Here is a 25,707-nt window from a genome sequence, read left to right on the forward strand (position 1 = left end):
GGTCTTATGTCTGCTTCTGGTCACACCACCGGTGATAACCCCGCGCCACGGCGCGCGCGGCGGATCAGCTTGCGCAACCTGCTGATGGCGGGCGCGGTCGCCGCCGCCGGCGGCCTCGGCCTGCCGGGGTTGGCCCAGGCGCAGGACGCGGCCTGCCTGAATCCCGACGAATCGGTGATGACCGTGCCGCCTCCCACCACCGACGAGGGCCAGGAGAACCCCGGCGGCGCGAACACGACCTGCACGCCCTTCAACAGCGCGTTCGGAACATCCAACAACGCCAGCGGCGACCGGGCCAACGCCTACGGCCGGCGCAACAGCGCCCTGGGCGCCTACAGCAACGCCTTCGGCTACTCGAGTGAAGCCAGGGGCGGCTTCAGCAGCGCTTTCGGCTATTACGCGCAAACCGGTCAGGCGGCGACGGGCGCGATCGCCGTGGGCGGCTGGTATGACCTCAATGGCGACGGTCTTATCGACCGCGACCAGGAAGTCGCCGCGGCATTGGGCATATCGTCGGCCGCCTTCGGTGCAGGCGCGATCGCCGCGGGAAACTACAGCTTCGCCGCGGGCGTGGGCAGCCGAGCCGAGGGGGATAGCAGCGTGGCCGTCGGGCAGAACGTCGTCGCCGGCGCGGACCGCAGCGCCGCCTTCGGCGTCAACGCCACGACCACGGCGCTGGGAGCCACAGCGATCGGCTACGGCGCGGTCGGCGACCGGCAGTACGCCCTGTCCGTCGGCGCGGCCGACGCCGAACGCAACATCATCCACGTCGCCAACGCCGTCGAGGCCATGGACGCGGTCAACTTCAGCCAGCTGATGAGCAAGACCAACTTCGTCGGCGGGATCCTCGCCCAGGTGTTGGGCGGCGGCGCGATCTATGACGGCACCTTCACCAGCCAGGGCTTCCTGTTCCCGAACCTCACCATCCAGGGCGTACAGTACAGCAACATCGCGGCGGCGTTCGGCGCCGTGGACGCCCGGCTGACCGCCCTGGGCGCCGGAACGCCGGGGCCGACCGGTCCCGCCGGCCCGACGGGTCCCACCGGTCCGCAAGGCCCCCAGGGCCCGATCGGCCCAGGCAATCCGTTGGCCCCCGCCTACGACGACGCTTCGCGCGACACCCTGACCCTGGAGGGCGCCAACGGCACGCGGGTGAGCAACGTCGCCGACGGGGTCGCCCCCACCGACGCCGTCAACCGTCGCCAGATGGACGCCGCGGACCAGGTGATCCGCACCTATGCCGACGCCGGTGACGCCGCGACCCTGGCCAGCGCCCGGACCTACGCCGACGCCGGCGACGTCGCGACCCTCAACGCCTCCAAGGCCTATACGGATCAGGCCGTGGCCGCCGTCGATGGCCGGCTCGCCGCCATGGGCGACTCCGTCGATCGGCGCTTCGGCGAACAAGGCCAGAGGATCGACCGGCTGGGAGCGATGAGCAGCGCCCAGTTGAACATGGCCATGAACGCCGCGGGCGCCATGCCGGGACGGGGCCGCGTGGCCGTCGGCCTGGGCTTCCAGAACGGCGAGGAGGCGCTGTCCGTCGGCTACGGTCGTCGCCTGCGCAACGGCGTGTCCGTCTCGGTCGGCGGCGCCTTCGGCCGCCACGGCGAACAGTCCGGCGGCGTCGGCATCGGCTTCGACATCTTCTGACCTCTCCCGGACCCGGGGTGATCCCGGTCGGCCTCGTCCAGCCCCGATCATCCCGGTGGAGAGAGGCCGCCCATCGATCCGATCAGCCGGCTCAACTCGGCCTGCCGGGACGTGCCGGTCTTGGCGAACACCGACCTCAGCTGGGTGCGCAGGGTGGCGACCGACAGGGCCAGGTGGTCGGCGACCTGGTTGATCGTCATCCCGTGCGCCAGCTTCTGGACCAGCCGGGCCTCCGCCGGGGACAGGTCGAACAGGCCGTTCAGCATGGCGCCGTCGGGAACATCGACGACGCCGATCGGCGTCACGATGACGATACAGGCCGCCTGGTTGAAGATGTCGTGGGCGCTACGCTCGATCGGCGCCACGTGGATGATCATCGGCGGATGGTCGCCGCGCGCCGGCAAGGGAATGGATTTGACGCCCGCTCCACTGGGATCGGCGTTGGCGACCGCGGCCCTGAACAGGTCGTTGGCCAGGTCGCCGACCAGGGACAGGCGATCGAAGGCGCCGATCCGGAACGGCCCCTTCAGAGCCTCGAACAGGGGGTTGGCGGCCAGGACCGTCGCATTGGCGGCCAGGACGGCGGCGGGCAGGCCGAGCTGCGACAGGGTCTGCACCGTGTTGGCCGCCCGTTCGAGATTCAGCCGGGCGGAGATCATCAGCGCCCGCGCCAGGTGCGGCCGCAGGGTGTTGAGCCAGGACAGCACGCGATCCTCCGGCCGCCCCGCGTCCCGGTCGCGTTCCAGCACGACGACGGCGTCCTCGGCCCGCGTCGGCATGGCGAACCACGTCAGGATCAAGCTGCCCTTGCCGCGCGCCCGGCAGGCGCCGTCCAGGAAGTCCGACTCGACGACGTCGGTGGGAAAGTAGTCGTCGCCATGGACGAAGCTCGAAGGCGGCAGATCGCGCAGATAGGCCGTGATCGTCGACCGCTGCCAGGTTCCGTCGGCGCAGTATTGAGCCATCAGGTCGGTGAACTGGGCGTCGTCCTGCTGCGAGGTCTGGCGTCGATGCGGAGCCCCCTTCTGGTTGTAGACGAACATCGAGCCGTTGTCGGCGCTGGACCCGCCGGACAGGCTGTCGAGAACCTCGGGCCACAGATCGGGCACGAAGGCCGCTTCGTAGATCCGTTCGACGAGGTGTTCGGTCATCCGCTGTCCTTGTCGCACCGTGGCTTGGGGGGAGACCGCCTCGCCGGACGCAGGCAGGACTCGTCCGGCATGCGACACACCATCGTTCCTCCAAATTCCAGGGCTTGTCGATGGCGCCGGTCACGGACGGCGGACCCGATGATCGAACCCGGACCCGCCGGTTTTCCGGATCGCGGATGACGTCCACGGAAGGCGGGCCGGGCCGGGAGCCCCGCAGGCCTCACGGGTCGGGCGCGGTGGAAAAATCCGGGTGCGAAGCGTGCGGATCGGCGGCGTCGATCGCCAGCTTCAGATCTTCGACCGCGCCGTCGTTCAGCGCCGACAGCTGGTGAAAGTCCATCTTGGTCAGGATGCCCTGCCGCCACGCCCGGGCGAGACGCAGGTGCGTCCCGGTCACGCCCGCGATGACGGCCAGCCGATCGCGCAGCGGCGCGAGGGCGCGCTCCAGAGGCTCCGCGGCGCCGGCCGAGCCCCGCATCTCCTCCACCCGCTCGCGCCGCCGCGCGGCCTCGCGGTCGGCCTCCAGCCGCGCGGCCAGCTTCTCGTGCAGCCGCATCCACGACGCCGCCTCCGCCGCCCGCCCGCGCCTGAGCGCCCGCCGCACCCGGACCAGGGCGTCCTCGGCCAGGGCCGCGCAATCGACGGGATCGTCGGCCTCGGGATCGTCGTCGGGGACGGGCGACGGGTCCGGTTGGTCCGCCTTGCGCCAGCCCTCGCGCTTCGCCCGGTCCGTGAAGGTGGACGGGTTCAGGCCGTAGCGGTCGCAGACCTGGGTGCGGGAGTCGCCCGCGAGGTAGTCGCGGCGGGCGAGGTCCCAGACGGCCTGGCTGCGGAGCGCGTGGCCGGCGGGGGCGGCGCTGGACGGAACGGCGGGGTCGGTGGGGTGCACGGCGGTCCTCCTATGGCGGGGAGGATGGCATGGGGGTGCGTCAGGATTGGACGGATGGGATGGCGGAAAGGCTAATTGCTGACTACCGGACATAATAGTCCAACCGAGCGCTGAACTGATTGTGTGGCTCCTCGATCTAGTTGTTGCCTCTGATAGGTTTGATGAATTGCCGTGATTGTACCGCCCATCCCGGAGAATTTCGTCGGACGGTCGTACGGATAATGTATTTGGTTGGAAACGCTAGGTGAAGCTCAAGCTTCAAGACTGAAATGGCGGAGGCCAAAGATCTGTACCCCGTCAGAATCTGCAGTTAGATGAAGATCAAATTGTTCATCGACCACAGACCGCTCACCCAAACTAAGCGGAACGATTCTCAGCAAACCACTTGTGCCATAGGGGTGCACCAACAATTTGGAAAGACTGAGGTCATAGTGTTCAGAAAAATCGCCCCGCCGGAGCCCCTCCAATAGGCGCTCTCCCTCATCTACCAACAACGCTGAGTCGCGCAGAGCTTGGCGCAACAACAACTCCAGATAAATCCGGCGCGGTCGCCCATTCATTGTACGAGCCACCCGACGCAGCTGCGCCGCAATAAGAAGCTGGATGTTCATCCCATCCGGCGGTAGCGCGAGAAGGTCGCGGCTAGTCACCCAAAGCTCACCAGCAACTATCAGGCGCTCCACCACTGTACCGATATCTGCGCGCTCGCTGAGAACAATGGAACTTACTTGGTTTAGATCGATGTACGGATCATGGTACACAATCTTTCGACTTAAAAGCTCACACCCATTATCAGATTGGACCTCCAACGATCCTGTTCGAGATGCGATATTGAGAGTGCGTGGCGCAGGCCTCGTCGTTTCTCGGGCCAAAAGGGCTTCCAGGGTAGTACGCAGATAGTCATCGGGGTGGTCTTGACGGACAAATTCGCCGAACGCCGCGAGATGGAAATCTTCTCGGGTATGGCGCGCGGTTACAGCGGTTGCGACCTTGCTGTTCAACAACCGCATGGCGGGGCGGTCGACATCTACATTGTTCCGGTCGGAACTCCGTAGGGGCGCGACAACTATTGAACGTCGCGCCGAGATCGAGAGCCCTGTAAGCCGATCAAGAATCTGCGCAGCGGCGTCGCGCTGTGGGTGAGCCCCAACCCCCCGGGCGCGAGCGAACCAAGCGTCCCGTCCATGGAAGAACATTTGTCGATCGGCCCATCGATCCGCCATAACCCACATGGCGTCCCGAGCCTCCGGCGTGACTACCTTACGACGGAACCCAAGCATTGACGCGTTGGATAGCACACTAAGTGATGGCTCCTCGAGCGGAAGAGGCAACGTATGTTCGGCTCGTTTCCGCAGGGATCGTGCGTCGTCGATGACTACGAGCAGATAATCAATTCCTGTGATCGAAAGCGCCCGCGCCATCTCGAGGGCGCTCTTCGACGGCGGCCCCCATGCCAAGATAAAGATCGGGCCATCGTGCGCAGCAGCAGCCCTTTGGAATGCCGCCACCTCCAGTTCGGCCAGAATGAAAGGCGTCCATTTCGATAGGCGGCCGACGCTGGTGCGATCGACATCCTGCTCACTCAAATATATCAGTGGCAGCCTGCCTGCCACCTCGTCGAAGCGGGTCGCCTCGTCATGCTTGATCTTCGACTTATCCACATACTCCAGGTTCATTCCCCGGAGGTCTTGGCCTCGCACGTCGACGCCGTCCAACCGCGTACCAATATAAAGGGTTCGCGGATCTGCGCCTGCGAGAGTTGCGAGGGCGCGCAAATCGCCGGTGTCGGCTTCCAGAATGCGGGCGACCGCGTCGCGCCAGTCTTCATCGGACCGCGTCATCAGACACTTTCGGCCGAAACGACCGCGATAGTCATGCGGGCATACGGGTCATTCAAGTCGGCGCCGCTTTCAAGAAGGCCTTCCTCAAACATCCGGGTTCGGATGAGGGCCTCGGCGGCGGCCAGCTTGTTTCGGCGATTGGGATCCTTCTTGAACAACCCCTGCCGCTTGTCGTCAGTAAGCACGATGTCGGAAATTTCCAGGTCCTCCCGCCGACACCGAATTTCAACACGCACCGTCGCCGGCAGGCTGCGCGATTCGGCTTTGCGGGTATCTACCAGCGTCAGGCGCGGCTCATTCACACCGTCCCAAGGTCGCCCATCAAGCGTTTCCCCTATTGCGGGCGACAATGTCCAGAAATGGGCACCGTCAGCCGTCTTACCGTGAACCGCAACGATCGAGCGAATGTTCTCTGAAATCTCGATTAAATGGTCCCTGCTAGCTGATCCCGACGCGCCTCCACCCATCTCAAAATTCACATCGGCCGCGGTCGCCCCCACCTTAATCTTGGCGGCTGCTGAGCCTTCCAATTTGCCGCTTTGCTTATAGGTGTCCTTGACGGTCGCCCTTCGGTCTCGCGTATCTCGTCGCACGCTCGTTGGATCTACCTTTACCGGCTCCGTAGCGGGAACCACGACCACCAGTTCAGCCTGACGCAGTGTCAACTTGAACCGCACAGGGTTGTCAGCTCCACCGCCCATGCGGCCGGTCATGAACGATGCCTCAACGTGCAGATCAGACCGGCCCAGGTCGCAGGCCAGTTCGTCGTGCCACGCTTCTAGTGAGACGATGTCGGAGAGGTTCCGAGCCTGGTTGCTATTGCTCATCGCCACTTCGCCTACCCTAGAGCGGATTGGGCCCACCGTCTCAGAATATAGAATGAGCGATTGCCGTTCTTTTCGCCTTCAAGGTTACCAAACTGCCAGGGCCCGTACAAACTCGCTCAGACCGTTCTACCCAGCCGCCCCCTTCCCTATGCCCAGCCAGCTCCTGCGAATGGACACCATCGGCATCATCGTGGAGTCTCTGGACGACGCCGTGACCTCCTTCGCCGCGCTGGGTGACCTGCGAAGGGCGGTGCCGGATCGAGGGGGGCTTGGGCCGCCACGGCGATGGCGTCGGTCGAGCAAACCGCGGCCGTCCTTTGGCGACCGCGAAAACACCCTTGACTAAAACTCTACCTATGTAGAGTTATGGGCATGACCCGTTCCCGCGCGCCTTCTCCCGCTACGCGTTCCGTGCTCGCGATCCTGGCCGAGGCGAGCCCGGGGTGGTCGCATGGCTATGATCTGTGCCGGGCCGCCGGGCTCAAGTCGGGGACGCTCTATCCGCTGCTCATCCGGCTTGAGGGCCAGGGCCATCTGGAGGCGGAGTGGCTGCCCGCGGAGGGTGGGCGTCCGCCTCGCCACGCCTATCGACTGACGGCCGCGGGTCACCGGCTGGCGGCGGAGAACCCGCCCCTGAAGACGCAGGCGGCGACGCCGGCGGGACACCCCGCGTGACGGCCGCCGAGCGGATCGTACGCGCATGCCAGTCGTGGGCGCCGGCGCACCTGCGCCATTGGACGGAAGCCATGGCGAGGGAAGCGGCCGAGATCGATCGGCCGGGAGCGGCCGTGCTCTTCGCGCTCGGGTGCGTGGTCTGGGCCGCGAGGGCCGGCCTCACGGATGCATTTCAGAGGGCCCTGTCGCCTGACAGGGCCGAAACACAGGGGGAGGCCGGAATGAAGGTTCAAGATCTCTGGCGGGGCCGCGGCCTCGCCCTCGTCTGCGCGACCGCAGCGACGCTTCTGGGCCTGGTCTATCTCAGCACCACCGGCGCGCCGGTTCGGATGCTGACCATGAACCTGGCGGCCCTGGCCGCGGGCTTCATCGTCGTTCTTCCCCTGCTGGGCCGCGATCCGGTCCAGCGTCCCTTGGCGGGCGTGCTGGCCGTGGCGATCGGCGTGGCGTTGCTCCTGACCGCCACCCTGGGTCACGAGGCGACGGGCGCCCGGCGCTGGATCTCCGTCGGAGGGGTGGTCCTGCAGCCCAGCCTGATCCTTCTGCCGCTTCTGATCACCGTCTTCGCCCGCGCCCGAGACGCGCTCACGACGCTGGGCGTGGGGCTGGCGGCCGTCGCCCTGGCGCTTCAGCCCGACCGGGCGATGGCAGGCGCGCTGGCCGCGGGGCTCGCCGCGGTCGTCCTGGTGAGCCGTGATCGGCTCGGGCTGCTCTGCCTGATCGCGTCGATCGCCGGCTTCGCGGTGACCTGGCTGCGGCCGGACGTGGTGCCGGCCATGCTGTTCGTGGACCGCGTCTTCCGGACGGCCTTCTCGGCGGGCCTGGCGCCGGGCGCGGCGGTATGGGGCGGGGCCGCCCTACTGATCCTGCCCGCCGCGCTGGGCTTCGTCGGCGATCGGAGCCACCGGGCGGTCCATGCGGCCTTTGGCGCGACCTGGGCGGCGATCATCATCGCCGCGATCGTCGCGGACTATCCGACGCCCCTGGTCGCCTACAGCGGAAGCTCGATCGTCGGCTACATCCTGGCCACGGTCGGTTTGCCGCGGGCGTGGAGCCAGTCGCGCCTGCCGCAGACTGGCGGCGTCGCACCGACGGCAAGGCCGGAAAGCGCGGAGTCGAACCTGGTCGTCGCCGCGCCGTGACATCAGGCATGCGCCGGATCCGCCCGAAAGCGGACGTCGCCAACCGCCGCGTTGAGTCCTAAGCTGACCCTCGATCTTCAGCACCGCCCGGGGACCCAACCCATGCCCAGCCAACTCCTGCGAATGGACAACATCGGCATCGTCGTGGAGTCGCTCGACGACGCCGTGGCATTCTTCACCGAGTTGGGGCTAACCTGCGAGGGACGCGGCCGGATCGAGGGGGAGTGGGCCGGACGGGTGACCGGGCTGGGCGACCAGAGCGTCGAGGTGGCGATGATGGTGACGCCGGACGGGCATAGCCGGCTGGAGCTGTCCCGGTTCCTGGCGCCGGCGGTGGTCGCCGATCACCGGACCGCGCCGGTGAACGCCCTGGGCTATCTGCGGGCCATGTTCACGGTCAGCGACATCGACGACGTGCTGGCGCGGCTGCGCCCGCTGGGCGCGCAGCTGGTGGGCGAGGTGGTGCAGTACGAGAACGCCTATCGCCTCTGCTACATCCGCGGGCCGGAAGGGCTGCTGATCGGACTGGCGGAGCCGCTGGCCGACGGGCGGTAGGGCCGAACGTCGCCGCCGACGAGACGTTGACGGCCACGCGGGCCGCGAACAGGATCGCGCTTCACAACCGCGCGTTCAAGCGCCGGCGAGCGGAAACGGCCTCGGGGGACGGGATAATGGCTCTGACGGTCTCGTATCCGGGGGTCTATGTGCAGGAGATCGGTTCGCCGCCGCCCAACTCCGGGGTCACGACCTCGCTGGCGGCCTTCATCGGCCGGGCGCCGATGGGGCCGGTGAACACGGCCGTGACGCTGAACAGCTGGGGAGACTACCAGCGCGTCTTCGGCGGCCTGGATGGGGACAGTTCGATGTCCTACCAGGTCAACGCCTTCTTCGAGAACGGCGGGGGCCAGGCGGTGTGCGTCCGGCTGTTCGGGCCTCCCGCCGGCGGCGACACGGATGGTTTCGCATCCCTGCCGCTGGGCCCGGCGGCTGAGGGTGAGACCGAACCCCTGGTGCTGACCGCCGCGTCTCCCGGAAGCTGGGGCGACCGCCTGAGCGCCACGGTCGATGCGACGGGCGTCACCGCGGAGGTCGCGCGCGGGCTGGGGGTGTCCGATCCAGCCTGCCTGTTCAACCTGACCGTCGCCTATGAGGAGACGAACGGCGCGGTCCGGAGCGAACGGTTCGCCAACGTCACCCTGGACCCGGCCTATCCCGCGCGGCTGCTGCGCCACGTGCTGGCCGAGCAGTCGCAGTTGGTGACCTGGAGAAGCGGCGGGACCGTGGGGGCGGGCGCGAGCGGTCAGGGCCAGGGCGGCCGGGATTCAGCACCCCTGTCGATCGGAGCCTATCTGGGCGATCCGGTGCGGAAGACCGGCCTGTATGCGCTGGACCAGACGCCGGGCTTCAACATCCTGTGCATTCCGCCCGACGACATCGACGGCGACACGCCGCCGGTCGTCTACCAGAGGGCGGCGGAATACTGCGTCCTGCGCAATGCGATGCTGATCATCGATCCGCCGACGCGATGGCAGGCGGACTATGCGCGGGGCGAGTTGCAGGCGGTGTCGCCGGCCGACCTGGGCGCGTTCAGCGTCGAGGCGGGGCGCAGTTCCGCGGTCTACTTCCCCCGGGTGCAGGCGGCCGACCCCCTTCGCGACGGCCAGGTCCGGACCTTCCCCAACAGCGGCTACATGGCCGGCGTGTGGGCGCAGACCGATGTCCAGTCCGGCGTCTGGAAGGCGCCGGCGGGGCTGAACGCGGCGCTCAACGGCGTCGCCGGCCTGCCCGCCGTGCTGACCGACGCCGAGAACGGCGTGCTGAACCCGCTGGGCGTCAACTGCCTGCGCACCTTCCCCATCGGCGGCACGCTGATCTGGGGCGCGCGCACCCTGCACGGAGCCGACGTGCTGGGCGATCCGTACGCCTACATCCCGGTCCGGCGGCTGATGCTCTATCTGACGGAATGGACCCTGCAGAACACCCGGTGGGCGGTGTTCGAACCCAACGACGAAGTCCTCTGGGCGGGCCTGCGCAGCCAGGTGTCGGCGTTCATGAACGACTTGTGGAAACAGGGCGCCCTGTTCGGATCCGCCTCGAACCAGGCCTGGTTCGTGACCTGCGACGCCACCACCACCTCGCCGGCCGACATCGAGGCCGGGCGGGTGAATATCCAGATCGGCTTCGCGCCGACGAGACCGGCCGAGTTCGTGATCCTGAACCTTCAGCAGACGGCCGGGCAGGGCTAGGGCGGCGGCGCCCGCAGGATCTTCTCCATCGCCTTGCCCTTGGCCAGCTCGTCGATGAGTTTGTCGAGGTAGCGGATCTCACGCATCAGCGGGTCCTCGATGGTCTCGACGCGGATGCCGCAGATGACGCCGGTGATCTGCGCGCGGGCCGGGTTCAGGCGCGGGGCCTGGGTGTAGAAGGTCCGCAGGTCGGTCTTGTCGGCCAGCAAGGCCTCGAACTGGGCGGGCGTGTAGCCGGTCAGCCAGAAGATGATCTGGTCGAGCTCAGCCTTGGTTCGCCCCTTCTTTTCAGCCTTGGCGATGTAGTGAGGGTAAACCGAGGCGAAACTGATGGCGTAGACGCGGTGGGTCATGCGGACGCCCTCAATCCGTCGGGAGCGAGGGAGGAACGATCGCCACGCCCACGAAGGGCCAGTCCCGCTCGCGGTCCGAGCCCAGCAGCCGGTCCTCGTCGGCTGGATAGGAGGCGGTGTCGCCGGCGCGCCAGAGGTCCGGGCCGCCCGTGAGGAACAGGCGCCAGCGCGACCCGACGCCGCCCACAGGCATGTCGCAGGAGGTGCGCTCGGGGCCGATCTCGAACAGCGCCTGCCGGGGCCCCTTGAAGACGCGGACGGCGCGGACGAGGGCGGGGCGATCCGGGGCGGGGGCGCGGACGACCTCGGCGTCGATGATGGCGGTGAACTGGTCGATCGTAGCCCGCGCCGCCGCTTCACGCCCCGCCGGGTCGGCGGGCAGGGCGAAGTCACAGGCGAAGGCGGCGGTCGGAAGGACCGCGAACAGGGCGGCGGCGGCGGTCAGGGGGAGAGCGTGACGTCTCTGCATGGCGGGAGTGTGCGAGACCGGGCCGTCCGGGGCAAGCGTGGCGGGCGGGCGGCGGTTAACCTCTTCCGTCAGCGACATGTTCATCGCTCGCCCGCAGGTTGAGCCTCGTCTGACAGGCTTTTTGGGGGCCTCCCATGCTGATGTTCCGACCGCTGATCCGCTACGCCGACTTCAAGGGTCGCGCCAGCCGGAGCGAGTACTGGCTGTTCGCCGTGCTGCAGGGACTCTGGTACGGCCTGCTGGTCGGCCTGACGTTCGGCGCCATGGGCTCCGGCGAACCCGACCAGGCGACGCCCGGCGTGCTGATCGCCTTCGGCGTGATCATGGTCAGCCTGGCCGCCCTGGTCGTGCCCAACTACGCCGTGCTGGTGCGCCGGCTGCACGACAGCGGGCGCGGCGCGATCTGGCTGTGCCTGATCCTGCCCGGCCTGCTCAGCCTGGTGATGACCTTCGGCACGATCATCACGGCCGCCGGCGCGGTCGGCGCGGGCGCGAGCCGCGAGGCCTTCGTCGGCACGATCCTGACCGGGCTGGGCGCGGCGGGCGTGCTGTCGCTGATCGGCATGATCTGCCAGGGCATCCTGCTGATCCTGACCCTGCTGCCGGGCACGCAAGGCGAGAACCGCTTCGGCGGCGACCCGCGAGATCCCCATTCGGGCGGCTATTCCTCGGGCGGCGGGATCTATGACGAGGCGCGGCTGGAGACCCTGTTCGCCGAGGCCAGGGCCGAGACGGGCGCGGAGCCGGCGTACAAGCCCCGTTTCGACTTCGGCCCGGGACCGCAGGCCCAGCCGGCGTCGGCCCGCCAGGCCGCGCCGGTCGACTGGGGCCGGTCCGCCTATGATCCCGGAACGGCGCCGTCGCAGCCGTTCGGCCGCCGCAACGGCTGAAATCAGGCGTACATGTCGCCCAGGTAGACGCGCCGGACCTCGGGGTCGCGGATGACGTCCTCGGCCTTGCCTTCGAACAGGACCGAACCGCCCGAGATGATCGAGGCGTGGTCGATGATCTCGAGCGTCTCACGGACGTTGTGGTCCGTGATCAGCACGCCGATGCCCTGGCTGGCCAGGTAGCGGATGACCTGGCGGATGTCGGCGATCGCCAGGGGATCGATGCCGGCGAAGGGTTCGTCCAGCAGCATGAAGCTGGGGTTGCCGGCCAGGGCCCGCGCGATCTCGCAGCGGCGACGCTCGCCGCCCGACAGACCCGAGGCCGGGGCGTGGCGCAGGTGGTCGATGCGCAGCTCTTCCAGCAGGCGGCTGGTCTCCTGGGCGACCTTGGCGCGGTCGGTCTGGTGCAGTTCGACGACGGCGCGGATGTTCTGCTCGACCGTCATGCCGCGGAAGATGGAGGCTTCCTGCGCCAGATAGCCCAGGCCCATGCGGGCGCGCTGGTACATCGGCTGGGCCGTGATGTCCTCGCCGTCCAGCCAGATCGAGCCGGCGTCCGGCGGAATCAGGCCGGTGATCATGTAGAAGCAGGTCGTCTTGCCGGCGCCGTTGGGACCCAGCAGGCCCGCGACCTCGCCGCGCTGGACGGTCAGGGAGACGTCGCGGACGACCTGCCGCTGGCCGAACGAACGGGCCAGATGCTCGGCCCGCAGGCCGGTCGCGCGCGCGGCCTCGACCGGCGCCGGGGCGACCGCGTCATGGACGTTGAGGGCTGAAAGTTCCTTGCGCGCCACGCGATACCCGAGCCGAAGCTCAGTTCCCCCGCGTCTGGGGGTGGAAGACGCCCTGGACGCGACGGCCGGAGCCGCCCTCCATCTGCGCCGCCTCGGTGCGGGTGTTGTACACCAGACGCGCGCCGGTGACGACGTTCTCGCCCTGGGTCAGGATCACGTCGCCGGTCAGGATGACGGTGTCGTTGTTGGTGGTGAAGACCGCGTGGTCGCCGCGGATCGTCTGTTGCGGCGTGACCAGATAGACGTTGCCGGTCGCCTCGACGCGGCTGTCGCCCGTCTGGTCCAGACCGGCGATGCGGTCGGCGCGCAGGCGGTTGTCGCCCTGGATCAGTTCGGCGCGCCCGACCAGGTTCAAGGTGCTGCCCACATATTCGACGCGGTCGGCGCCCCAAGTGATCGGTTGCCCGCCCTGGAAGGTCTGGGCGTCGCCGATCGTCGGCAGGGCCATGAGGCCCAGGCCGAGCGCGGCGGCGGTCAGAAGTCTGGTCTTGCTCATCAGTTCGCCCTCGTCGGGTTCACGGTCCCGCGCACCTTGTTATCGCCCGTACCGCTGAACACGACCCGTTGGCCCTGTTCATAGATCGCATAGGACGAAGCGTTGATGGTTCCAAGAGGGCCAGAGCCCTGAACACCCTTGTCGCCGGTCACGACGCCGGTCGATGTATTGACCACCGCCTCGGGCGTGACGAGCGTAAAGCCGGTGCCGCCGTCGGAAATCCGGACGTTGGGGCCGATGGTCACGGTCTTGGCGACCTCGTCGTACGTACCGCCGTCAGCGGTCAGGGTGGTGACCTTGCGCCCGCCCAGGTTCAGGCGCAGCGCCGGGCCGATCAGGCGGAAGCGGCCAGTGGCCGGATCACGCACCGCGCCCTTGGCCCCGATGACGAAGCTGCGGCCCTGGGCGTCCTGACCGTGGAACATGGGGTTGTCGAGACGGACCTCGCGGCTGGTCCCGGCCTTGCGCTCGACGTCGGACATGACGGTGCGCAGGACCACCCAGCTGATCGTGCCGCCGGCCAGAATCAGGATCAGCACCGGCAGGAGGCGGCGCAGCAGCTGGACCCGGCGTGAACGCGAGCGGAAGGCCTTGGCCGTCGCGGCGACGCGGGCCTCGTCCTCGGCGGCGCGGTTCTCGACCGGCTCGATCATCAGGCGACGACCTCACGCATGGGCGAAGATGTCCTGCTCGTCCCAGCCCGCGAGGTCGAGGGCCGAACGGGTCGGCAGGAAGTCGAAGCAGCGGCGGGCCAGTTCGGTGCGGCCCTCGCGCTCCAGCATCTCGTCCAGCTTGGCCTTGACGGCGTGCAGGTAGAGGACGTCGGAGGCCGCGTAGTCGAGCTGGGCCTGGGTCAGGACGGCCGCCCCCCAGTCGCTGGACTGCTGGGCCTTGCTGAGTTCGACACCCGCGCACTCACGCACGACATCCTTCAGACCATGCCGGTCGGTGTAGGTGCGGGCCAGCTTGGAGGCGATCTTGGTGCAGTAGACCGGACGGGTCTCGACGCCGAGATGCAGCTGGAACATGCCGATGTCGAAGCGGCCGAAGTGGAACAGCTTGAGCACGTTCGGATCGGCCATGATGCGCTTCAGGTTCGGGCAGTCGTAGGCGGGCCGGTTCAGGCGCACGACATGGGCGTCGCCGTCGCCGGACGACAACTGGACCACGCACAGCGGATCGCGGCGGAACCGCAGGCCCATGGTCTCCGAATCGACAGCCACCACCGGACCCAGGTCCAGACCGTCGGGAAGATCGCCTTCGTGCAGAAATACCGTCATTCGCTTCAACTAGCGCCTCGGCGGGCGGGAGGCGAGACCAATGTCGCCTGATGGGGCGGGCAGACGGCCAATCTCGGCCGACGGAGCCCAGCCAGTGATATAGTGGTTAGTGATTAGTGGTTCGATGCCGCAGGCGGCGGTGCGCGAGCGGCGCGGTCAGTGAAGCGGCCAGCCACTAATCACTGACCACTAATCACTTCGCCGCACTGGAGCCGCCGGAGAAGCGCCGGAGCGCGTCGCGCCTACGCCCAAAAGAGAAACGGCGCCGCACCGGAAGTGCGACGCCGTTTCAATAATTGGTGCCCAGAAGAGGACTCGAACCTCCACGACCTTTCAGTCACTGGCACCTGAAGCCAGCGCGTCTACCAATTCCGCCATCTGGGCCCGGACGTCGCGTCCCCGAGGGGGCGTTTTCGTCTGGAAGGCGCGGACCTCTAAGGCAGCGGATCATGTGGGTCAACAGCCATTTTTTGCGTTTGCGTTGCGAGGCTCGCGGCCATCGTCTAATCCCCGCCCCAGCAAGGGTTCGCCCAAGCGCCGTTCGCCTTTGGAGTCTGACATGAGCGAAGTCGCCCCCGGCCTGGTCACCGTCTTCGGCGGTTCGGGATTCGTCGGCAGCCAGGTTGTGCACGCCCTGGCCCGTCGTGGCTGGCGTATCCGCATCGCCTGCCGCCGCCCCGACCGGGCCTACAAGCTGCAGACCTCCGGGTCGGTCGGCCAGATCCAGGCCATCCGCTGCGACGCCACGGAAGCCGCCCAGGTCGCCGAAGCGGTCCGCGGCGCGGACGCCGTGATCAATCTGGTCGGCATCCTGTACGAATCCGGCGCGCGCACCTTCGAGGCCCTGCACGTCGGCGCGTCGCGCACGATCGCGGAAGCCTGCGCCGCCGCCGGCGTGGACCGTCTGGTCCAGGTCTCGGCCCTGGGCGCCAATCCGGAGAGCGCGTCGGACTACGCCCGCACCAAGGCCGAGGCCGAGATGGCGGTGCGCGAGGTGAAGCCGGATGCGGTGATCCTGCGTCCGTCGGTCGTGTTCGGCCCCGGCGACGACTTCCTGAACAAGTTCGCGGGCATGGCCCAGATCGCCCCCGTCCTGCCGCTGATCGGCGGCGGGCAGACGAAATTCCAGCCGGTCTATGTCGGCGACGTGGCCGAGGCCGTGGCCCGCGCGGCGAGCCGCACAGAGGCCGACGGCCAGACCTATGAACTGGGCGGCCCGGCGGTGATGACCTTCGAGGACGTGCTGAAGCTGGTGGCGCGCGAGACCTACCGCACGCCGGGCTTCCTGCCCCTGCCCTTCGCCATCGCCAGGCTGATCGGGACCTTCGCACAGATCCCGGCCATCCTCGGCTTCAAGCCGGCGCTGACCAAGGACCAGGTAGTGCTGCTGGAGAGCGACAACGTCGTCGCCGCCGACGCGCAGGGTCTGGCCGCGCTGGGCATCGAGCCCACGGGCGTGGAGGCCGTGGCCGCCAGCTATCTGTGGCGCTACCGCCGCGGCGGCCAGTTCGCGGAAGCGGCGGCGGCCTAACTCCCTCGGGCCTAGAGCCCGCCGGTCAAGGTCAGGCCGACCAGACCCAGGATCCCGATCGCGATTCGCCACCAGGCGAAGGGCGCGAAGCCGTGCTTGCCGACGAAGTCGACCAGCGTCTTGACGACGAACAGGCCGCTGAAGAACGACACCACGAAGCCGATGGCGATCAGGCCGGCGACATTGCCGTTGATCAGGTCGCGGCTCTCCCAGAAGTCGAGGCCGAAGGCCGCGACCATGGTCGGGATGGCCAGGAAGAACGAGAATTCCGCCGCCGCCTTCTTGTCGACGCCCAGCAGCAGGCCGCCGACGATGGTCGCGCCCGAGCGCGACACGCCGGGGATGATCGACAGGCACTGGAACAGGCCGACGCCCAGCGCGGTCTTCCAGCTGAACTTCATGGCGTCATCGGTGCGGGCCGGAGGGGCCCAGCGCTCCAGCGCGATCAGGGCGAAGCCGCCCAGGATCAGGGTCACGCAGACGATGGTCGGGTTGAACAGCACCCGCTTGATGAAATCGTGGAACAGCAGGCCCACGATCGCCGACGGGATGAAGGCCAGCAGCACCGACAGAGCGAACATCCGCGCCGCCGGATCCTTGCCCGGCAGGCCGATCAGCACCTTCCACAGGCGCTGGAAGTAGAGCGCCACCACCGCCAGGATCGCGCCCAGCTGGATCATGACGATGAAGGTGTCCCACGGCTCCGGCGGCAGGCCGAGGGCCTCCTTGGTCAGCAGCAGGTGGCCGGTGGACGAGACCGGAATGAATTCGGTCAGGCCTTCCACCAGGCCGAGGATGATCGCCGCCAGCCAGTCCGCCATGCGCGCCCTTTCAGAGATGAGGTCGGGTCAGTTCGCGCCCGGTTCGGGCCCCACATAGCGCAGGCGCGCCCGGATAGGCGAGCCGTCCAGCATCTGATCGATCGCATGGGCCAGCAAACCCGCGAGACGGCCGGTCAGCAGAATGTCCTGCGCCGCGTCGCGGGGCAGCTCCATGCGGCGGACCGCGACGGCGAGGGCCAGTGCGAATCCCGGCGGCTGTCCCGCGGCCGCCTCTCCGTCGCGCAGGACGCGGGCCAGGTCGGTCGGCAGTTCGGCGGCGGCCAGCAGGCTTGCGGCCCGCGGATCGCCCGCGGCCCAGTCCGGGTCGCCGAACCCGGCCCCGGCCGCATCGCGGGCGGCCTCGGCGGGAGAGCGGCGGGCGGCGATGATCCAGGCCGAAGCGGAAGCCGTCTCGTTCACAGTGCGCGAGGCGGCCAGCACGGCCAGCCCGGCCAGGGCGGCGGCGGCGGGCGAGGCCCCGCCCCCGGCGGCGGCGCGGGTCGCCACGACGGCGGCGTCCATCCCGACGTCCGCCGACAGGACCAGCGCCCGGCGGATCAGTTGGGCGTCGCGCTCGGGCGCCTTCCAGAACCGGGCCAGCCGCTGGTGCAGGAACAGGCGAGGCCCCGGACCGGCGACGGCGTCGACCGCCTCGTCCAGCACGCGGGCGCATTCGATGCGCAGGGCCTGGGGGTCGCGCGGCTTGGCGTCGGCGTCCTCCTCGGCGCGGCGCGACAGGGCGGTGAACAGACGCGCGCGGGTCGAGCCGCCGGGCGTCACGCCCACGCGCGGCCGAAGCTCGGCGAAGGGATTGGCGGTCCGCGCGCCCCACAGGCCGCGGGCCACATCCTCCAGCGTCGCCGTGGCGGACAGCTGGACCGCGTCCAGCCCCCGGTAGAACAGGCGGCCCGAGGCGACGACGCTGATCGAGGATTCCAGATCGGCTTGGCCGCGCGCGGCGGGGCCTCGCTCAGCCGTCCGCGGCGCTTCGTCGCCGTCCTCGACCGTATCGCCGGTCAAGCGCGCGATGTCGCGGACGGCGTACAGGCTGCGGCGGGGATCGTTCGGGTCGGGCCGGGCGGCGATGCGGCCACGGCTAACATAGGCGTAGAGCGTCTGGGCCTTGACCCGCAGACGGTCCAGCGCCTCGCCTCGCCCGATCCAGCGGTCGCCGGACGTTTCCATGCCTGTCTCCCCCGGCTGTTCAGCACCCGGAAACCTTAATGGGACGCGACCATGGGACCCTTTCGTGACGAACACGCTAACGTCGGTACGCGCACGGCGCCTTGGCAGGGTCTCAGGTTTCCGCGACAAGGCCTTATGACCGCCTCCTCCCTCGACGACGCCCACGCCGCGACCCGCAGCGTCACGCGCCTGTCGGTCGGCGTCGCGGTGGTGCTGATCGCGCTGAAGGCCTTCGCCCTGGGGGCCTCGGGATCGGTCTCGATCCTCGCTTCGCTGGCGGATTCGTCGCTGGACCTGATCGCGTCGCTGGCCACCTTCTTCGCCGTGCGCTGGGCCGCCGCCCCGCCGGACGAGGAACACCGCTTCGGCCACGGCAAGGGCGAGGCCATGGCCGCGCTGGTGCAGGCCGGACTGGTGTTCGCCTCCAGCGTCTTCATCGGCTGGGAGGCCATCCAGCGCCTGTTCGATCCGCGCCCGGTGACCTCGGGCAGCTGGAGCGTCGGCGTTATCGTGATTTCCATGGCGCTGACCGGCTGGCTGATCTGGCGCCAGAGCCGGGCCATCAAGGCCAGCGGTTCGATCGCCGTGGCCGCCGACCGCGCCCACTACGCCTCCGACCTGGCGGCCAATGTCGTGGTCCTGATCGGCGTCGTCTCCGGCGCCTTCCTGTCAGCGCCCGGACTGGATGCGGCGGCGGGCCTGGTGGTCGCGGTCTGGCTGTTCTGGGGCGCCACCGGCGTGCTCAAGGACGCCGCCGACCAACTGCTGGACCGGGCGACCTCGGACGCCGACCGCGTGGCCATCACCAGCGCCATCCTGTCCGACCCGCGCATCGCCGGCGTCCACCGGCTGCGCACCCGTCAGGCGGGACCGGTGACCACGATCCAGATGCACGTCGACATGGCGCCGACCCTGACCCTGGCCGAGGCCCACGACATCCTGGAACAGGCCGAGGGCCGCCTGCTGGCCCTGTGGCCGCACGCCGACATCCTGATCCATCCCGACCCCCGCGGACCGGCGTCGGCCGACACCGCGCAAAAAGGCCCCTGGTCCTGACTGCGTAGGGCGATGACTAACGCCCGCTTAACGGGCTTGGGCGCATGGAGTGCGGGATGTCGGTCTCCATCCTGTTCCACTTCGCCTTCGACCCCGTCTCGCGCGCCGCGCGACTGGCGCTGGGCGAAGCCAAGGTGGCGTTCGAGGAGAACGCCGTCCGCCCGTGGGAGCCGGACTGCCCGGTCGGCTCGCTGAACCCGTCCGGCATGACGCCCGTGCTGCAGACCACCGCCAACAACCGGGTCCTGACCCTGTGCGAACAGGCCGCCATCCTGGGCTGGCTGGAGGATCGCGACCGCGAGCCCTTCCTGGTGCCCGCCGATCCGTTCGAGCGCGCCGAGACCCGGCGCCTGGTCGGCTGGTTCGACCGCCGCTTCACCGACGAGGTCGACGCCGTCCTGCTGCACGAGCGGATGGAGAAGCCCCTGTTGCGGCTCGGCCCGCCCGAGGCGCGCCAGCTGCGCGCCGGCCGCGAGGCGCTGCGCGGCCATCTGACCATGCTGGAAGGCCTGCTGGCCGAGCGCGACTGGCTGGCCGGACGCCGTCTGAGCCAGGCCGACATCGTCGCCGCCGCCCACCTGTCGATCCTGGACTACTTCGGCGAGGTCGCCTGGGCGAACTATCCGGCGGTCAAGACCTGGTACATGAAGCTGAAATCCCGCCCCTGTTTCCGTCCCCTGCTGACGGACCGCTTCCCCGGGGTGGCCGCGGCCCCGCACTACGCCGACCTCGACTTCTGAGCGCCGGAGCGGCAAACCGCCCGGATGGCGGCCGATCCCCGTAAATTCATTCGCGAGCGCGCCGCCGCCCTGGGCTTCGACGTCTGCCGGTTCGCCTCGGCGTCCGAGCCATGGAGCGCGGGCGAGCGGCTGGCGCATTTCGTCGAGTCGGGCCGTCACGGCGACATGGGCTGGATGGAGACGACGCTGGAGCGCCGCGCCCATCCGACCGCCATGTGGGACGGAGCGCGCAGCGCGATCGTCCTGGGCCTCAACTACGGACCGGAGCACGATCCCCTGCCGGAGCTGGAAGACCGTTCGGCGGGCTATATCTCGGTCTATGCGCGGGGCGACGACTATCATGAGGTCATCAAGGGCCGGCTGAAGACCCTGGCCGGCCAGATCGCCGCGCGGACCGGCGAGGAGGTGAAGGTCTTCGTCGATACGGCCCCCCTGATGGAAAAGCCGCTGGCCCAGCGCGCCGGACTGGGCTGGCAGGGCAAGCACACCAACCTGCTGTCGCGCAGCCACGGCAACTGGCTGTTCCTGGGCGTGATCCTGAGCGCCACGGCGTTCGAGCCCGACCCGCCGGAAGGCGAGCATTGCGGCACCTGCACCGCCTGTCTGGACGCCTGTCCCACCAACGCCTTCCCGGCCCCGTTCCAGCTGGATGCGCGGCGCTGCCTGTCCTATCTGACGATCGAGTTCGCGGGGCCGTGGCCGGAGGAGTTCCGCGCGGCGACCGGCAGCCGCATCTACGGCTGCGACGACTGCCTGGCCTCCTGCCCGTGGAACAAGTTCGCCGCCGCCGCGAAGGAGGGTCGCGTGCAGGCCCGCGACGCCCTGGTCTCGCCCCGGCTGGCGGATCTGGCGGCGTTGGACGACGCCGCCTTCCGGGCGCTGTTCTCCAAGAGCCCGGTCAAGCGGATCGGGCGCAACCGCTTCGTGCGCAATGTGCTGTACGCCATCGGCAACAGCGCCGACGCCGGGCTGATCCCGACGGCGGAGACGCTGGCGGCCGATCCCGATCCGGTGGTCCGGGACGCAGCCGAGTGGGCGCTGGGCCGGCTGAGGGCGGAACCGGAGGCGGGCCGGCTCTAATGGCGGATTGCCGCCGGGAGGGCATTCAGGCCATCGTCCCCACGACCTGACCTTCGACGAGGCGTTTCGATGAGAGTTCTGATCGCGCTGGCGGCGTTCACCCTGCTGGGCGGCTGCGCTTCCGGCTGGCCCGACACGGCGCTGTACCAAGGCGAACTCGACCAACCCGGCCGACCGTCCGACCAATGTCATGCTGCGCCAGCGGGTGCAGGGGCTGTTCCCGCCCGGCAGTCGCGAAGCGCCTCTGCTCGACTGGCTGGCGACCCAGAAAAAGAGTGTGCGCCGCTATACGGACGAGGACGGCGACGTGCGCGGCAGCGGGGTGCGTTACCTCGGAACCTGGCCTTGCGACCGCAGCGTCCGCGTTCGCTGGACCGCCAGCGCCGGCGTGATCGAGACGATCACCTCCGACGAAGGCGGCTCCGGCTGCTTCTGACCCGGATCAGGCGTTCGCGGTGACGCCGATCACGCGCTCGCCGCCCTCGGCGCGGGCGATGGCCAGCAGCTTGAGGCGGAAGACCAGCACGCTGTTGGCCGGGATCTTGCCCGCCTCACGCTCGCCGTAGGCCTTGTCGGCCGGCAGGTAGACGATCCACTCGTCGCCGACCTTCATGTGCTGCAGCGCCTCGGTCCAGCCGGCCACGACCGTGCCCAGGGTGAAGACCGCCGGCTGGCCGCGCTCATAGCTGCTGTCGAAGACCGTGCCGTCGGTCAGGGTGCCCTCGTACTCGACGCGCACCAGGTCGTTGCTGTCGGGGCTCTCGCCGCCCGCGGGGCCGGACTGGAGGACCTTGTACTGGATGCCGCCGGGCAGGGTCTGCACCCCGTCCGCCTTGGCGTTGCGTTCCATGAAGGCCTGCCCGGCCTTCAGATTGGCCTCGGCGTCGGCGCCTGACGTGTCCGGCGCGCGATTGCAGGCGGCCAGGGCCGCGACCATGGCCAGGACGGCGACGCCCCTAGCCCATCCGGAGTTCATAACCCGCACCTTCAAGTCCTTGTCTGATTTCTTCCGCGTGCGCCTCGCCGCGGGTTTCGACCATGATGTCGAACTCCGCGCCCTTGGCGGGCACGTCCAGCGCCAGCCGGTTGTGCACGACGTCGATGATGTTTCCGCCAAGGCCGCCGATCACGGCGCTCATCTTGGACAGCATGCCCGGGCGATCGTCGCCCAGGATGCGATAGACGATCAGCCGCTTCTCGCGCACCAGCTCGCGGTTCAGCACCACGGCCAGCATGCGGGCGTCGATGTTGCCGCCGGTCAGTTCGATGCCGACCTTCAGTCCCTTGAACTTGTCCGGATAGGCCAGCATGGCCGCCAGTCCGCCGGCGCCGGCGCCTTCGGCCACGGTCCGCTCCATGGTGGCCAGATAGGAGACTCCGCGTTCGAAATCGGCCTCCTGGCAGACCAGGACCTCTTCGATCAGCGGCTCGGCCAGGGCGAAGGGAATGTCGCCGACGGCCTTGATGGCGATGCCTTCGGCGATGGTCTGGCCGCCGCATTTGGGCGGGAGACCCGCCCGCTTGGCGCTGAACGAGGGGTACATCGCCGCCTCGACGCCGAAAATGCGAATCGACGGCTTCATCGCCTTGGCCGCGATGGCCGAACCGGCGATCAGCCCGCCGCCGCCGATCGGGATGATCAGGACGTCGAGGTCCGGCGCGTCCTCCATGAACTCCAGCCCGCAGACGCCCTGGCCGGCGACGATTCCCTCATCGTCGAAGGCCGAGATGAAGACGAAGCCTTCCTCGTCGCGCAGGCGATGGGCCTCTTCGGTGGAGCCCGAGAAATCCAGTCCCTTGATAACGACGGTCGCGCCATGGGCCCGCGTGCCGTCCGCCTTCACGAAGGGGGTGCCCTCGGGCATGACGATGGTCACCGGCACGCCCAGGCGGCCGCCGTGATAGGCCAGCGCCTGCGCGTGATTGCCCGCGCTGGCGGCGACGACGCCGCGCTTGCGCTCTTCCGGCGTCAGCTGCAGCAGGCGGTTCAGCGCCCCGCGCTCCTTGAAGCTGCCGGTGAAATGCAGGTTGTCGAACTTGATCCACACCTCGGCGCCGGTCAGCTGCGACAGGCGGCGGGAATAGCGTACGGGCGTGCGGTCCACCTGACCGGCGATCCGGTCCCGTGCCGCCAGAATGTCGTCAAACGTCACTGTCATGAGCGTCCCCTATAGCCGGTCTCGCGCCGGTTTGTTGCGCGCTTGTGAACCACGGTCCAAGAGGTCGCAACCTTGACCTTATGGCGGCGTTGAGCGTCTGATCGGGCGTTCGACCCGCGCCAGCCCGGAGAGAGCTCATGTCCACCGCCCGGTCCCTTCTGCCCCTCGCCGCCCTGACCGCCGCCGCCGCCGTGCTGGCGGGCTGCGAGACCGTGCCCATGGGGCCGGTCGCGCCGGCCGGACCGGCCGCGTTCCGCGCCGATGATTTCGCCTGGTCCAGCGCCTCGGGCCGCGCGGCCATCGAGGGCCGGGTCGATTATCGCCGCGACGGCCAGGTCTTCAGCTGCACCGGCTCGGTCGCCCTGACGCCGGACACCCCCTACACCCGCGCCCGGTTCCGGACCCTGTACGGCTCGACCGACCGCGCCGCCCTGCCCGAGGCCGTGGTGCGCGCCCGGACCGTGCCCGATCCCAACGCCGACTACCGCTCCTTCGTCCGCTCGGAGACCTGCCGGAACGGGACCTTCGACTTCGTCGGCCTGCCCGCGGGCGGCTGGTTCATCATCGCCCCGGTCAGCGCCGGGGGAGACCGCGTGGTGCTGATGCGTCACGTCGAGACGCGTAACGGACGGATCGCCGTCACCCTGCCCTGAGTGCCTTCAGTGCCCGTGTTTCGAGGCCGCGTATCGGGCCGCTTCGGAGAATTAACCATGCGAGCCTCCCTCCTGATCGCCGCGGCCGGCCTGGCCCTCGCCGCATCCCCCGCCGCCGCCCAGTCGTGGAACGGCGGCTACGGCCATGAGTACGGGAACAGCGGCTACAACGGCGGCTACGATCCCGACGGCGGGAGCCGCTATTACACGCCGCGCTACCGCTCGAACGCCGTGCCGTCGAACTTCGACTGGCGCAGCCAGCTGGACCGGCCGGGCGACTACCGCTGCGACCGGTTCTGGGACGCCAGCCGCGACGACTGCGGCGACCGCTGGCGCGACCAGCGCCGCCGCGTCAGCGCGCAGGCCCGCAGCGACTATCGCCAGCTGGCCGGCTATCGGTACGACGGCGGCTATGGATACAGCTCCAGCCGCTATGGCTACGGCGGTTACGGCTATCCGCGCCGCGGCTACGGCTCATCGTATTACGGCGGCTACGGCTACGGCGGTCACACTCAGGGGGGCACGGCCTATGAGGGCGCCTATGGGCGGCCCGACGTCGTCTTCCCCGGCGGCGGTTATCGCGACAGCCACGCGGGCGGGTCCAGGGACGGACGCCGCATCGACTGGTGCCGGGCGACCTACCGCTCCTACGACCCCGCCAGCGGCTATTACCGGGCCTACAGCGGCCGCCTGGTCTGGTGCGGCTAAGCTAAACGCCTGACAATGTTCGTCCGATCACAGACGTGTGGGTGATCGGCGTTCGCCATTGTTTCGCCCTCTGCGGCCCGCTCCCTCGCCCCGCCCATCCGGGCGCAGTCGAGGGGGAGCGTCATGTCCCAGCACAATATTTCCGGGTCCGAGGTCTTCGGCCCCAAGCCGTTCGTCATCCTGCGCGCGGTCAAAACGAGCGGCCTGCGCCGTCAGCGTAGCGCCCGCACCCTGGTCGCCTTCATCGCGGGCGCCGTCGTGGCGGTTACAGGCGGCGCGGTGGCCCTGGCCGCGATCTTCGGGCCGACGCTCTTCGGCTGACGCCAAGCGGTTGAAGGCTTCGCGCAGACGTTCTCCCTCCCCTCATGGGGAGGGTGGACCGCGAAGCGGGACGGGTGGGGAGCCGAGCGCTCCGATACGTACCCCACCCTGTCGGCGCTGCGCGCCGACATCCCTCCCCACAAGGGGGAGGGAAAACGCGCTCAAGCAGCGCGCGACCGCGTCGCGAGCGTTAGCGCCCCCTCTTAGACGTCAAGCCAGCCACACCATGCGACGGGTCCGCGCCTCGCCGCCGCGGGCGCGGCTGAAGCCCTTGCGGACCTCGCCCGTGTACAGGAAGCCCGCCTTCTCCAGCACGCGGCCCGAGGCGGGATTGTCGTCGAAATGGCCCGCGACCAGGGCGCGGCGGCGCCAGTTGCGGCTGGCCCAGACCACGCCCGCCTCCAGCGCCTCGGTGGCGTAGCCGCGGCCCCAGTAGGGCCGGCCGATCCAGTAGCCGACCTCAGGCCCGATATCGCCGTCCTCGAACAGGCCGATCACCCCGACCGGCCCATGGTCCTCGTGGTCGATCAGGAAGGTGCGGGCGCGGGCCGGATCCTGGCCCGCGACGGCCAGGACGAAGGCCTCGGCGTCCTTGGTCGAGAAGGGGTGCGGCATGCGCAGCGTCATCCGCGCGATGTCGGCGTCATTGGCCAAGGCCGCCAGACGGCTGATGTCCTGGGCCTGCGGGCTACGCAGGGCCAGGCGCCGCGTCTCGACGACGGGAGAGGGTTCGATCACGCACATGAC

The 25,707-nt window shown here is 69.0% G+C and carries 29 protein-coding genes and 1 tRNA gene; 14 read left to right on the forward strand and 16 right to left on the reverse strand.

Going from position 1 to position 25,707, the window contains the following annotated elements:
• The first annotated feature begins 69 nt into the window (after positions 1–69).
• Positions 70–1,653 carry a YadA-like family protein gene (locus AC1RRF_RS13365; RefSeq protein WP_492835306.1) on the forward strand — a complete coding sequence of 528 codons (1,584 nt, stop codon included), beginning with the start codon at positions 70–72 and terminating at the stop codon, positions 1,651–1,653.
• 47 nt (positions 1,654–1,700) lie between these two features.
• Here the strand turns inward: AC1RRF_RS13365 and AC1RRF_RS13370 are convergent, their stop codons facing one another.
• From AC1RRF_RS13370 to AC1RRF_RS13385, 4 genes are all read right to left on the reverse strand, one after another.
• Entirely contained in the window at positions 1,701–2,804 is a 1,104-nt protein-coding gene (locus tag AC1RRF_RS13370; RefSeq protein WP_492835308.1) for a helix-turn-helix transcriptional regulator, read from the reverse strand.
• Positions 2,805–3,024: 220 nt separating this feature from the next.
• Positions 3,025–3,693: a hypothetical protein gene (locus AC1RRF_RS13375; protein ID WP_492835310.1), complete on the reverse strand. Its 669-nt coding sequence runs from the start codon at positions 3,691–3,693 to the stop codon at positions 3,025–3,027.
• A 251-nt stretch (positions 3,694–3,944) separates the two neighbouring features.
• A complete protein-coding gene (locus AC1RRF_RS13380) occupies positions 3,945–5,534 on the reverse strand; it encodes a hypothetical protein (RefSeq protein WP_492835312.1) in 1,590 nt (529 codons plus the stop codon).
• On the reverse strand, positions 5,534–6,361 hold the full coding sequence (locus tag AC1RRF_RS13385; RefSeq protein ID WP_492835314.1) for a hypothetical protein: 828 nt from the start codon (positions 6,359–6,361) through the stop codon (positions 5,534–5,536). The genes AC1RRF_RS13380 and AC1RRF_RS13385 overlap by 1 nt, the downstream gene beginning before the upstream one ends.
• A gap of 372 nt (positions 6,362–6,733) precedes the next feature.
• Here AC1RRF_RS13385 and AC1RRF_RS13390 point away from each other — a divergent pair, with 372 nt between their 5' ends.
• The 4 genes from AC1RRF_RS13390 to AC1RRF_RS13405 all read left to right on the forward strand — a co-directional run bounded on the left by AC1RRF_RS13390 (position 6,734) and on the right by AC1RRF_RS13405 (position 10,424).
• On the forward strand, positions 6,734–7,036 hold the full coding sequence (locus AC1RRF_RS13390; RefSeq protein WP_492835316.1) for a PadR family transcriptional regulator: 303 nt from the start codon (positions 6,734–6,736) through the stop codon (positions 7,034–7,036).
• 221 nt (positions 7,037–7,257) lie between these two features.
• A complete protein-coding gene (locus tag AC1RRF_RS13395) occupies positions 7,258–8,178 on the forward strand; it encodes an FtsW/RodA/SpoVE family cell cycle protein (protein WP_492835318.1) in 921 nt (306 codons plus the stop codon).
• A 102-nt stretch (positions 8,179–8,280) separates the two neighbouring features.
• Positions 8,281–8,733, forward strand: a complete 453-nt coding sequence (locus tag AC1RRF_RS13400) for a VOC family protein (RefSeq protein ID WP_492835320.1) — start codon at positions 8,281–8,283, stop codon at positions 8,731–8,733.
• 116 nt (positions 8,734–8,849) lie between these two features.
• A complete protein-coding gene (locus tag AC1RRF_RS13405) occupies positions 8,850–10,424 on the forward strand; it encodes a phage tail sheath family protein (RefSeq protein ID WP_492835322.1) in 1,575 nt (524 codons plus the stop codon).
• On the opposite strand, the gene AC1RRF_RS13410 is transcribed toward AC1RRF_RS13405, so the two are convergent.
• On the reverse strand, positions 10,421–10,777 hold the full coding sequence (locus AC1RRF_RS13410; RefSeq protein WP_492835324.1) for a DUF2200 domain-containing protein: 357 nt from the start codon (positions 10,775–10,777) through the stop codon (positions 10,421–10,423). The two genes, AC1RRF_RS13405 and AC1RRF_RS13410, sit on opposite strands and share 4 nt — an antisense overlap.
• 10 nt (positions 10,778–10,787) lie before the next feature.
• Entirely contained in the window at positions 10,788–11,246 is a 459-nt protein-coding gene (locus tag AC1RRF_RS13415) for a hypothetical protein (protein ID WP_492835326.1), read from the reverse strand.
• A 134-nt stretch (positions 11,247–11,380) separates the two neighbouring features.
• Between AC1RRF_RS13415 and AC1RRF_RS13420 the strand changes: the two genes are divergently transcribed.
• Positions 11,381–12,136, forward strand: a complete 756-nt coding sequence (locus AC1RRF_RS13420; protein ID WP_492835327.1) for a DUF805 domain-containing protein — start codon at positions 11,381–11,383, stop codon at positions 12,134–12,136.
• A 2-nt stretch (positions 12,137–12,138) separates the two neighbouring features.
• Here the strand turns inward: AC1RRF_RS13420 and lptB are convergent, their stop codons facing one another.
• The 5 genes from lptB to AC1RRF_RS13445 form a co-directional block, all read right to left on the reverse strand.
• Complete coding sequence (gene lptB / locus AC1RRF_RS13425; RefSeq protein ID WP_492835329.1) at positions 12,139–12,930, reverse strand: LPS export ABC transporter ATP-binding protein; 792 nt, start codon at positions 12,928–12,930, stop codon at positions 12,139–12,141.
• Between the two features lie 19 nt (positions 12,931–12,949).
• Entirely contained in the window at positions 12,950–13,426 is a 477-nt protein-coding gene (locus tag AC1RRF_RS13430; protein ID WP_492835331.1) for an LptA/OstA family protein, read from the reverse strand.
• Positions 13,426–14,079 carry an LPS export ABC transporter periplasmic protein LptC gene (lptC, locus tag AC1RRF_RS13435; RefSeq protein WP_492835333.1) on the reverse strand — a complete coding sequence of 218 codons (654 nt, stop codon included), beginning with the start codon at positions 14,077–14,079 and terminating at the stop codon, positions 13,426–13,428. The genes AC1RRF_RS13430 and lptC overlap by 1 nt, the downstream gene beginning before the upstream one ends.
• 12 nt (positions 14,080–14,091) lie before the next feature.
• The gene (locus AC1RRF_RS13440) at positions 14,092–14,706 is read right to left on the reverse strand and encodes a ribonuclease D (protein WP_492835335.1); all 615 of its coding nucleotides are present in this window, start codon (positions 14,704–14,706) and stop codon (positions 14,092–14,094) included.
• 297 nt (positions 14,707–15,003) lie between these two features.
• Positions 15,004–15,090 (reverse strand) — tRNA-Leu (locus tag AC1RRF_RS13445).
• Positions 15,091–15,265: 175 nt separating this feature from the next.
• Here AC1RRF_RS13445 and AC1RRF_RS13450 point away from each other — a divergent pair.
• The gene (locus AC1RRF_RS13450; protein ID WP_492835337.1) at positions 15,266–16,237 is read left to right on the forward strand and encodes a complex I NDUFA9 subunit family protein; all 972 of its coding nucleotides are present in this window, start codon (positions 15,266–15,268) and stop codon (positions 16,235–16,237) included.
• Between the two features lie 11 nt (positions 16,238–16,248).
• Here AC1RRF_RS13450 and AC1RRF_RS13455 read toward each other — a convergent pair whose 3' ends face one another.
• Together AC1RRF_RS13455 and AC1RRF_RS13460 are read right to left on the reverse strand one after the other, a co-directional pair.
• A complete protein-coding gene (locus AC1RRF_RS13455; protein ID WP_492835339.1) occupies positions 16,249–17,058 on the reverse strand; it encodes an undecaprenyl-diphosphate phosphatase in 810 nt (269 codons plus the stop codon).
• Positions 17,059–17,085: 27 nt separating this feature from the next.
• Positions 17,086–18,243 (reverse strand): citrate/2-methylcitrate synthase, encoded by a 1,158-nt coding sequence (locus AC1RRF_RS13460; RefSeq protein WP_492835341.1) that lies wholly within the window; start codon positions 18,241–18,243, stop codon positions 17,086–17,088.
• A gap of 135 nt (positions 18,244–18,378) precedes the next feature.
• On the opposite strand from AC1RRF_RS13460, the gene AC1RRF_RS13465 reads away from it, so the two are divergent.
• The 4 genes from AC1RRF_RS13465 to AC1RRF_RS13480 all read left to right on the forward strand — a co-directional run bounded on the left by AC1RRF_RS13465 (position 18,379) and on the right by AC1RRF_RS13480 (position 21,555).
• Complete coding sequence (locus tag AC1RRF_RS13465; RefSeq protein ID WP_492835343.1) at positions 18,379–19,299, forward strand: cation diffusion facilitator family transporter; 921 nt, start codon at positions 18,379–18,381, stop codon at positions 19,297–19,299.
• A gap of 56 nt (positions 19,300–19,355) precedes the next feature.
• Entirely contained in the window at positions 19,356–20,039 is a 684-nt protein-coding gene (gene fzlA, locus AC1RRF_RS13470) for an FtsZ-binding protein FzlA (protein ID WP_492835345.1), read from the forward strand.
• A gap of 24 nt (positions 20,040–20,063) precedes the next feature.
• On the forward strand, positions 20,064–21,119 hold the full coding sequence (gene queG, locus AC1RRF_RS13475; RefSeq protein WP_492835347.1) for a tRNA epoxyqueuosine(34) reductase QueG: 1,056 nt from the start codon (positions 20,064–20,066) through the stop codon (positions 21,117–21,119).
• A 190-nt stretch (positions 21,120–21,309) separates the two neighbouring features.
• Positions 21,310–21,555 carry a hypothetical protein gene (locus AC1RRF_RS13480; protein WP_492835349.1) on the forward strand — a complete coding sequence of 82 codons (246 nt, stop codon included), beginning with the start codon at positions 21,310–21,312 and terminating at the stop codon, positions 21,553–21,555.
• A 6-nt stretch (positions 21,556–21,561) separates the two neighbouring features.
• Here the strand turns inward: AC1RRF_RS13480 and bamJ are convergent, their stop codons facing one another.
• Together bamJ and AC1RRF_RS13490 are read right to left on the reverse strand one after the other, a co-directional pair.
• Positions 21,562–22,095, reverse strand: coding sequence for a BamJ family beta-barrel-assembly machinery protein (bamJ, locus tag AC1RRF_RS13485; protein ID WP_492835351.1), 534 nt, complete (start codon positions 22,093–22,095; stop codon positions 21,562–21,564).
• Positions 22,076–23,278, reverse strand: coding sequence for a threonine ammonia-lyase (locus tag AC1RRF_RS13490; protein WP_492835353.1), 1,203 nt, complete (start codon positions 23,276–23,278; stop codon positions 22,076–22,078). Before AC1RRF_RS13490 ends, bamJ begins: the two co-directional genes overlap by 20 nt.
• A 137-nt stretch (positions 23,279–23,415) precedes the next feature.
• On the opposite strand from AC1RRF_RS13490, the gene AC1RRF_RS13495 reads away from it, so the two are divergent.
• The 3 genes from AC1RRF_RS13495 (at position 23,416) to AC1RRF_RS13505 (ending at position 24,960) form a co-directional block, all read left to right on the forward strand.
• Complete coding sequence (locus AC1RRF_RS13495; protein ID WP_492835355.1) at positions 23,416–23,931, forward strand: hypothetical protein; 516 nt, start codon at positions 23,416–23,418, stop codon at positions 23,929–23,931.
• A 57-nt stretch (positions 23,932–23,988) separates the two neighbouring features.
• Complete coding sequence (locus AC1RRF_RS13500) at positions 23,989–24,639, forward strand: BA14K family protein (protein WP_492835357.1); 651 nt, start codon at positions 23,989–23,991, stop codon at positions 24,637–24,639.
• Positions 24,640–24,762: 123 nt separating this feature from the next.
• Complete coding sequence (locus AC1RRF_RS13505) at positions 24,763–24,960, forward strand: hypothetical protein (protein ID WP_492835359.1); 198 nt, start codon at positions 24,763–24,765, stop codon at positions 24,958–24,960.
• Between the two features lie 210 nt (positions 24,961–25,170).
• Here AC1RRF_RS13505 and AC1RRF_RS13510 read toward each other — a convergent pair whose 3' ends face one another.
• Entirely contained in the window at positions 25,171–25,704 is a 534-nt protein-coding gene (locus AC1RRF_RS13510) for a GNAT family N-acetyltransferase (RefSeq protein WP_492835361.1), read from the reverse strand.
• Between the last annotated feature and the right edge of the window lie 3 nt (positions 25,705–25,707).

This window comes from Brevundimonas sp. GW821-FHT12C05 (assembly GCF_058807475.1).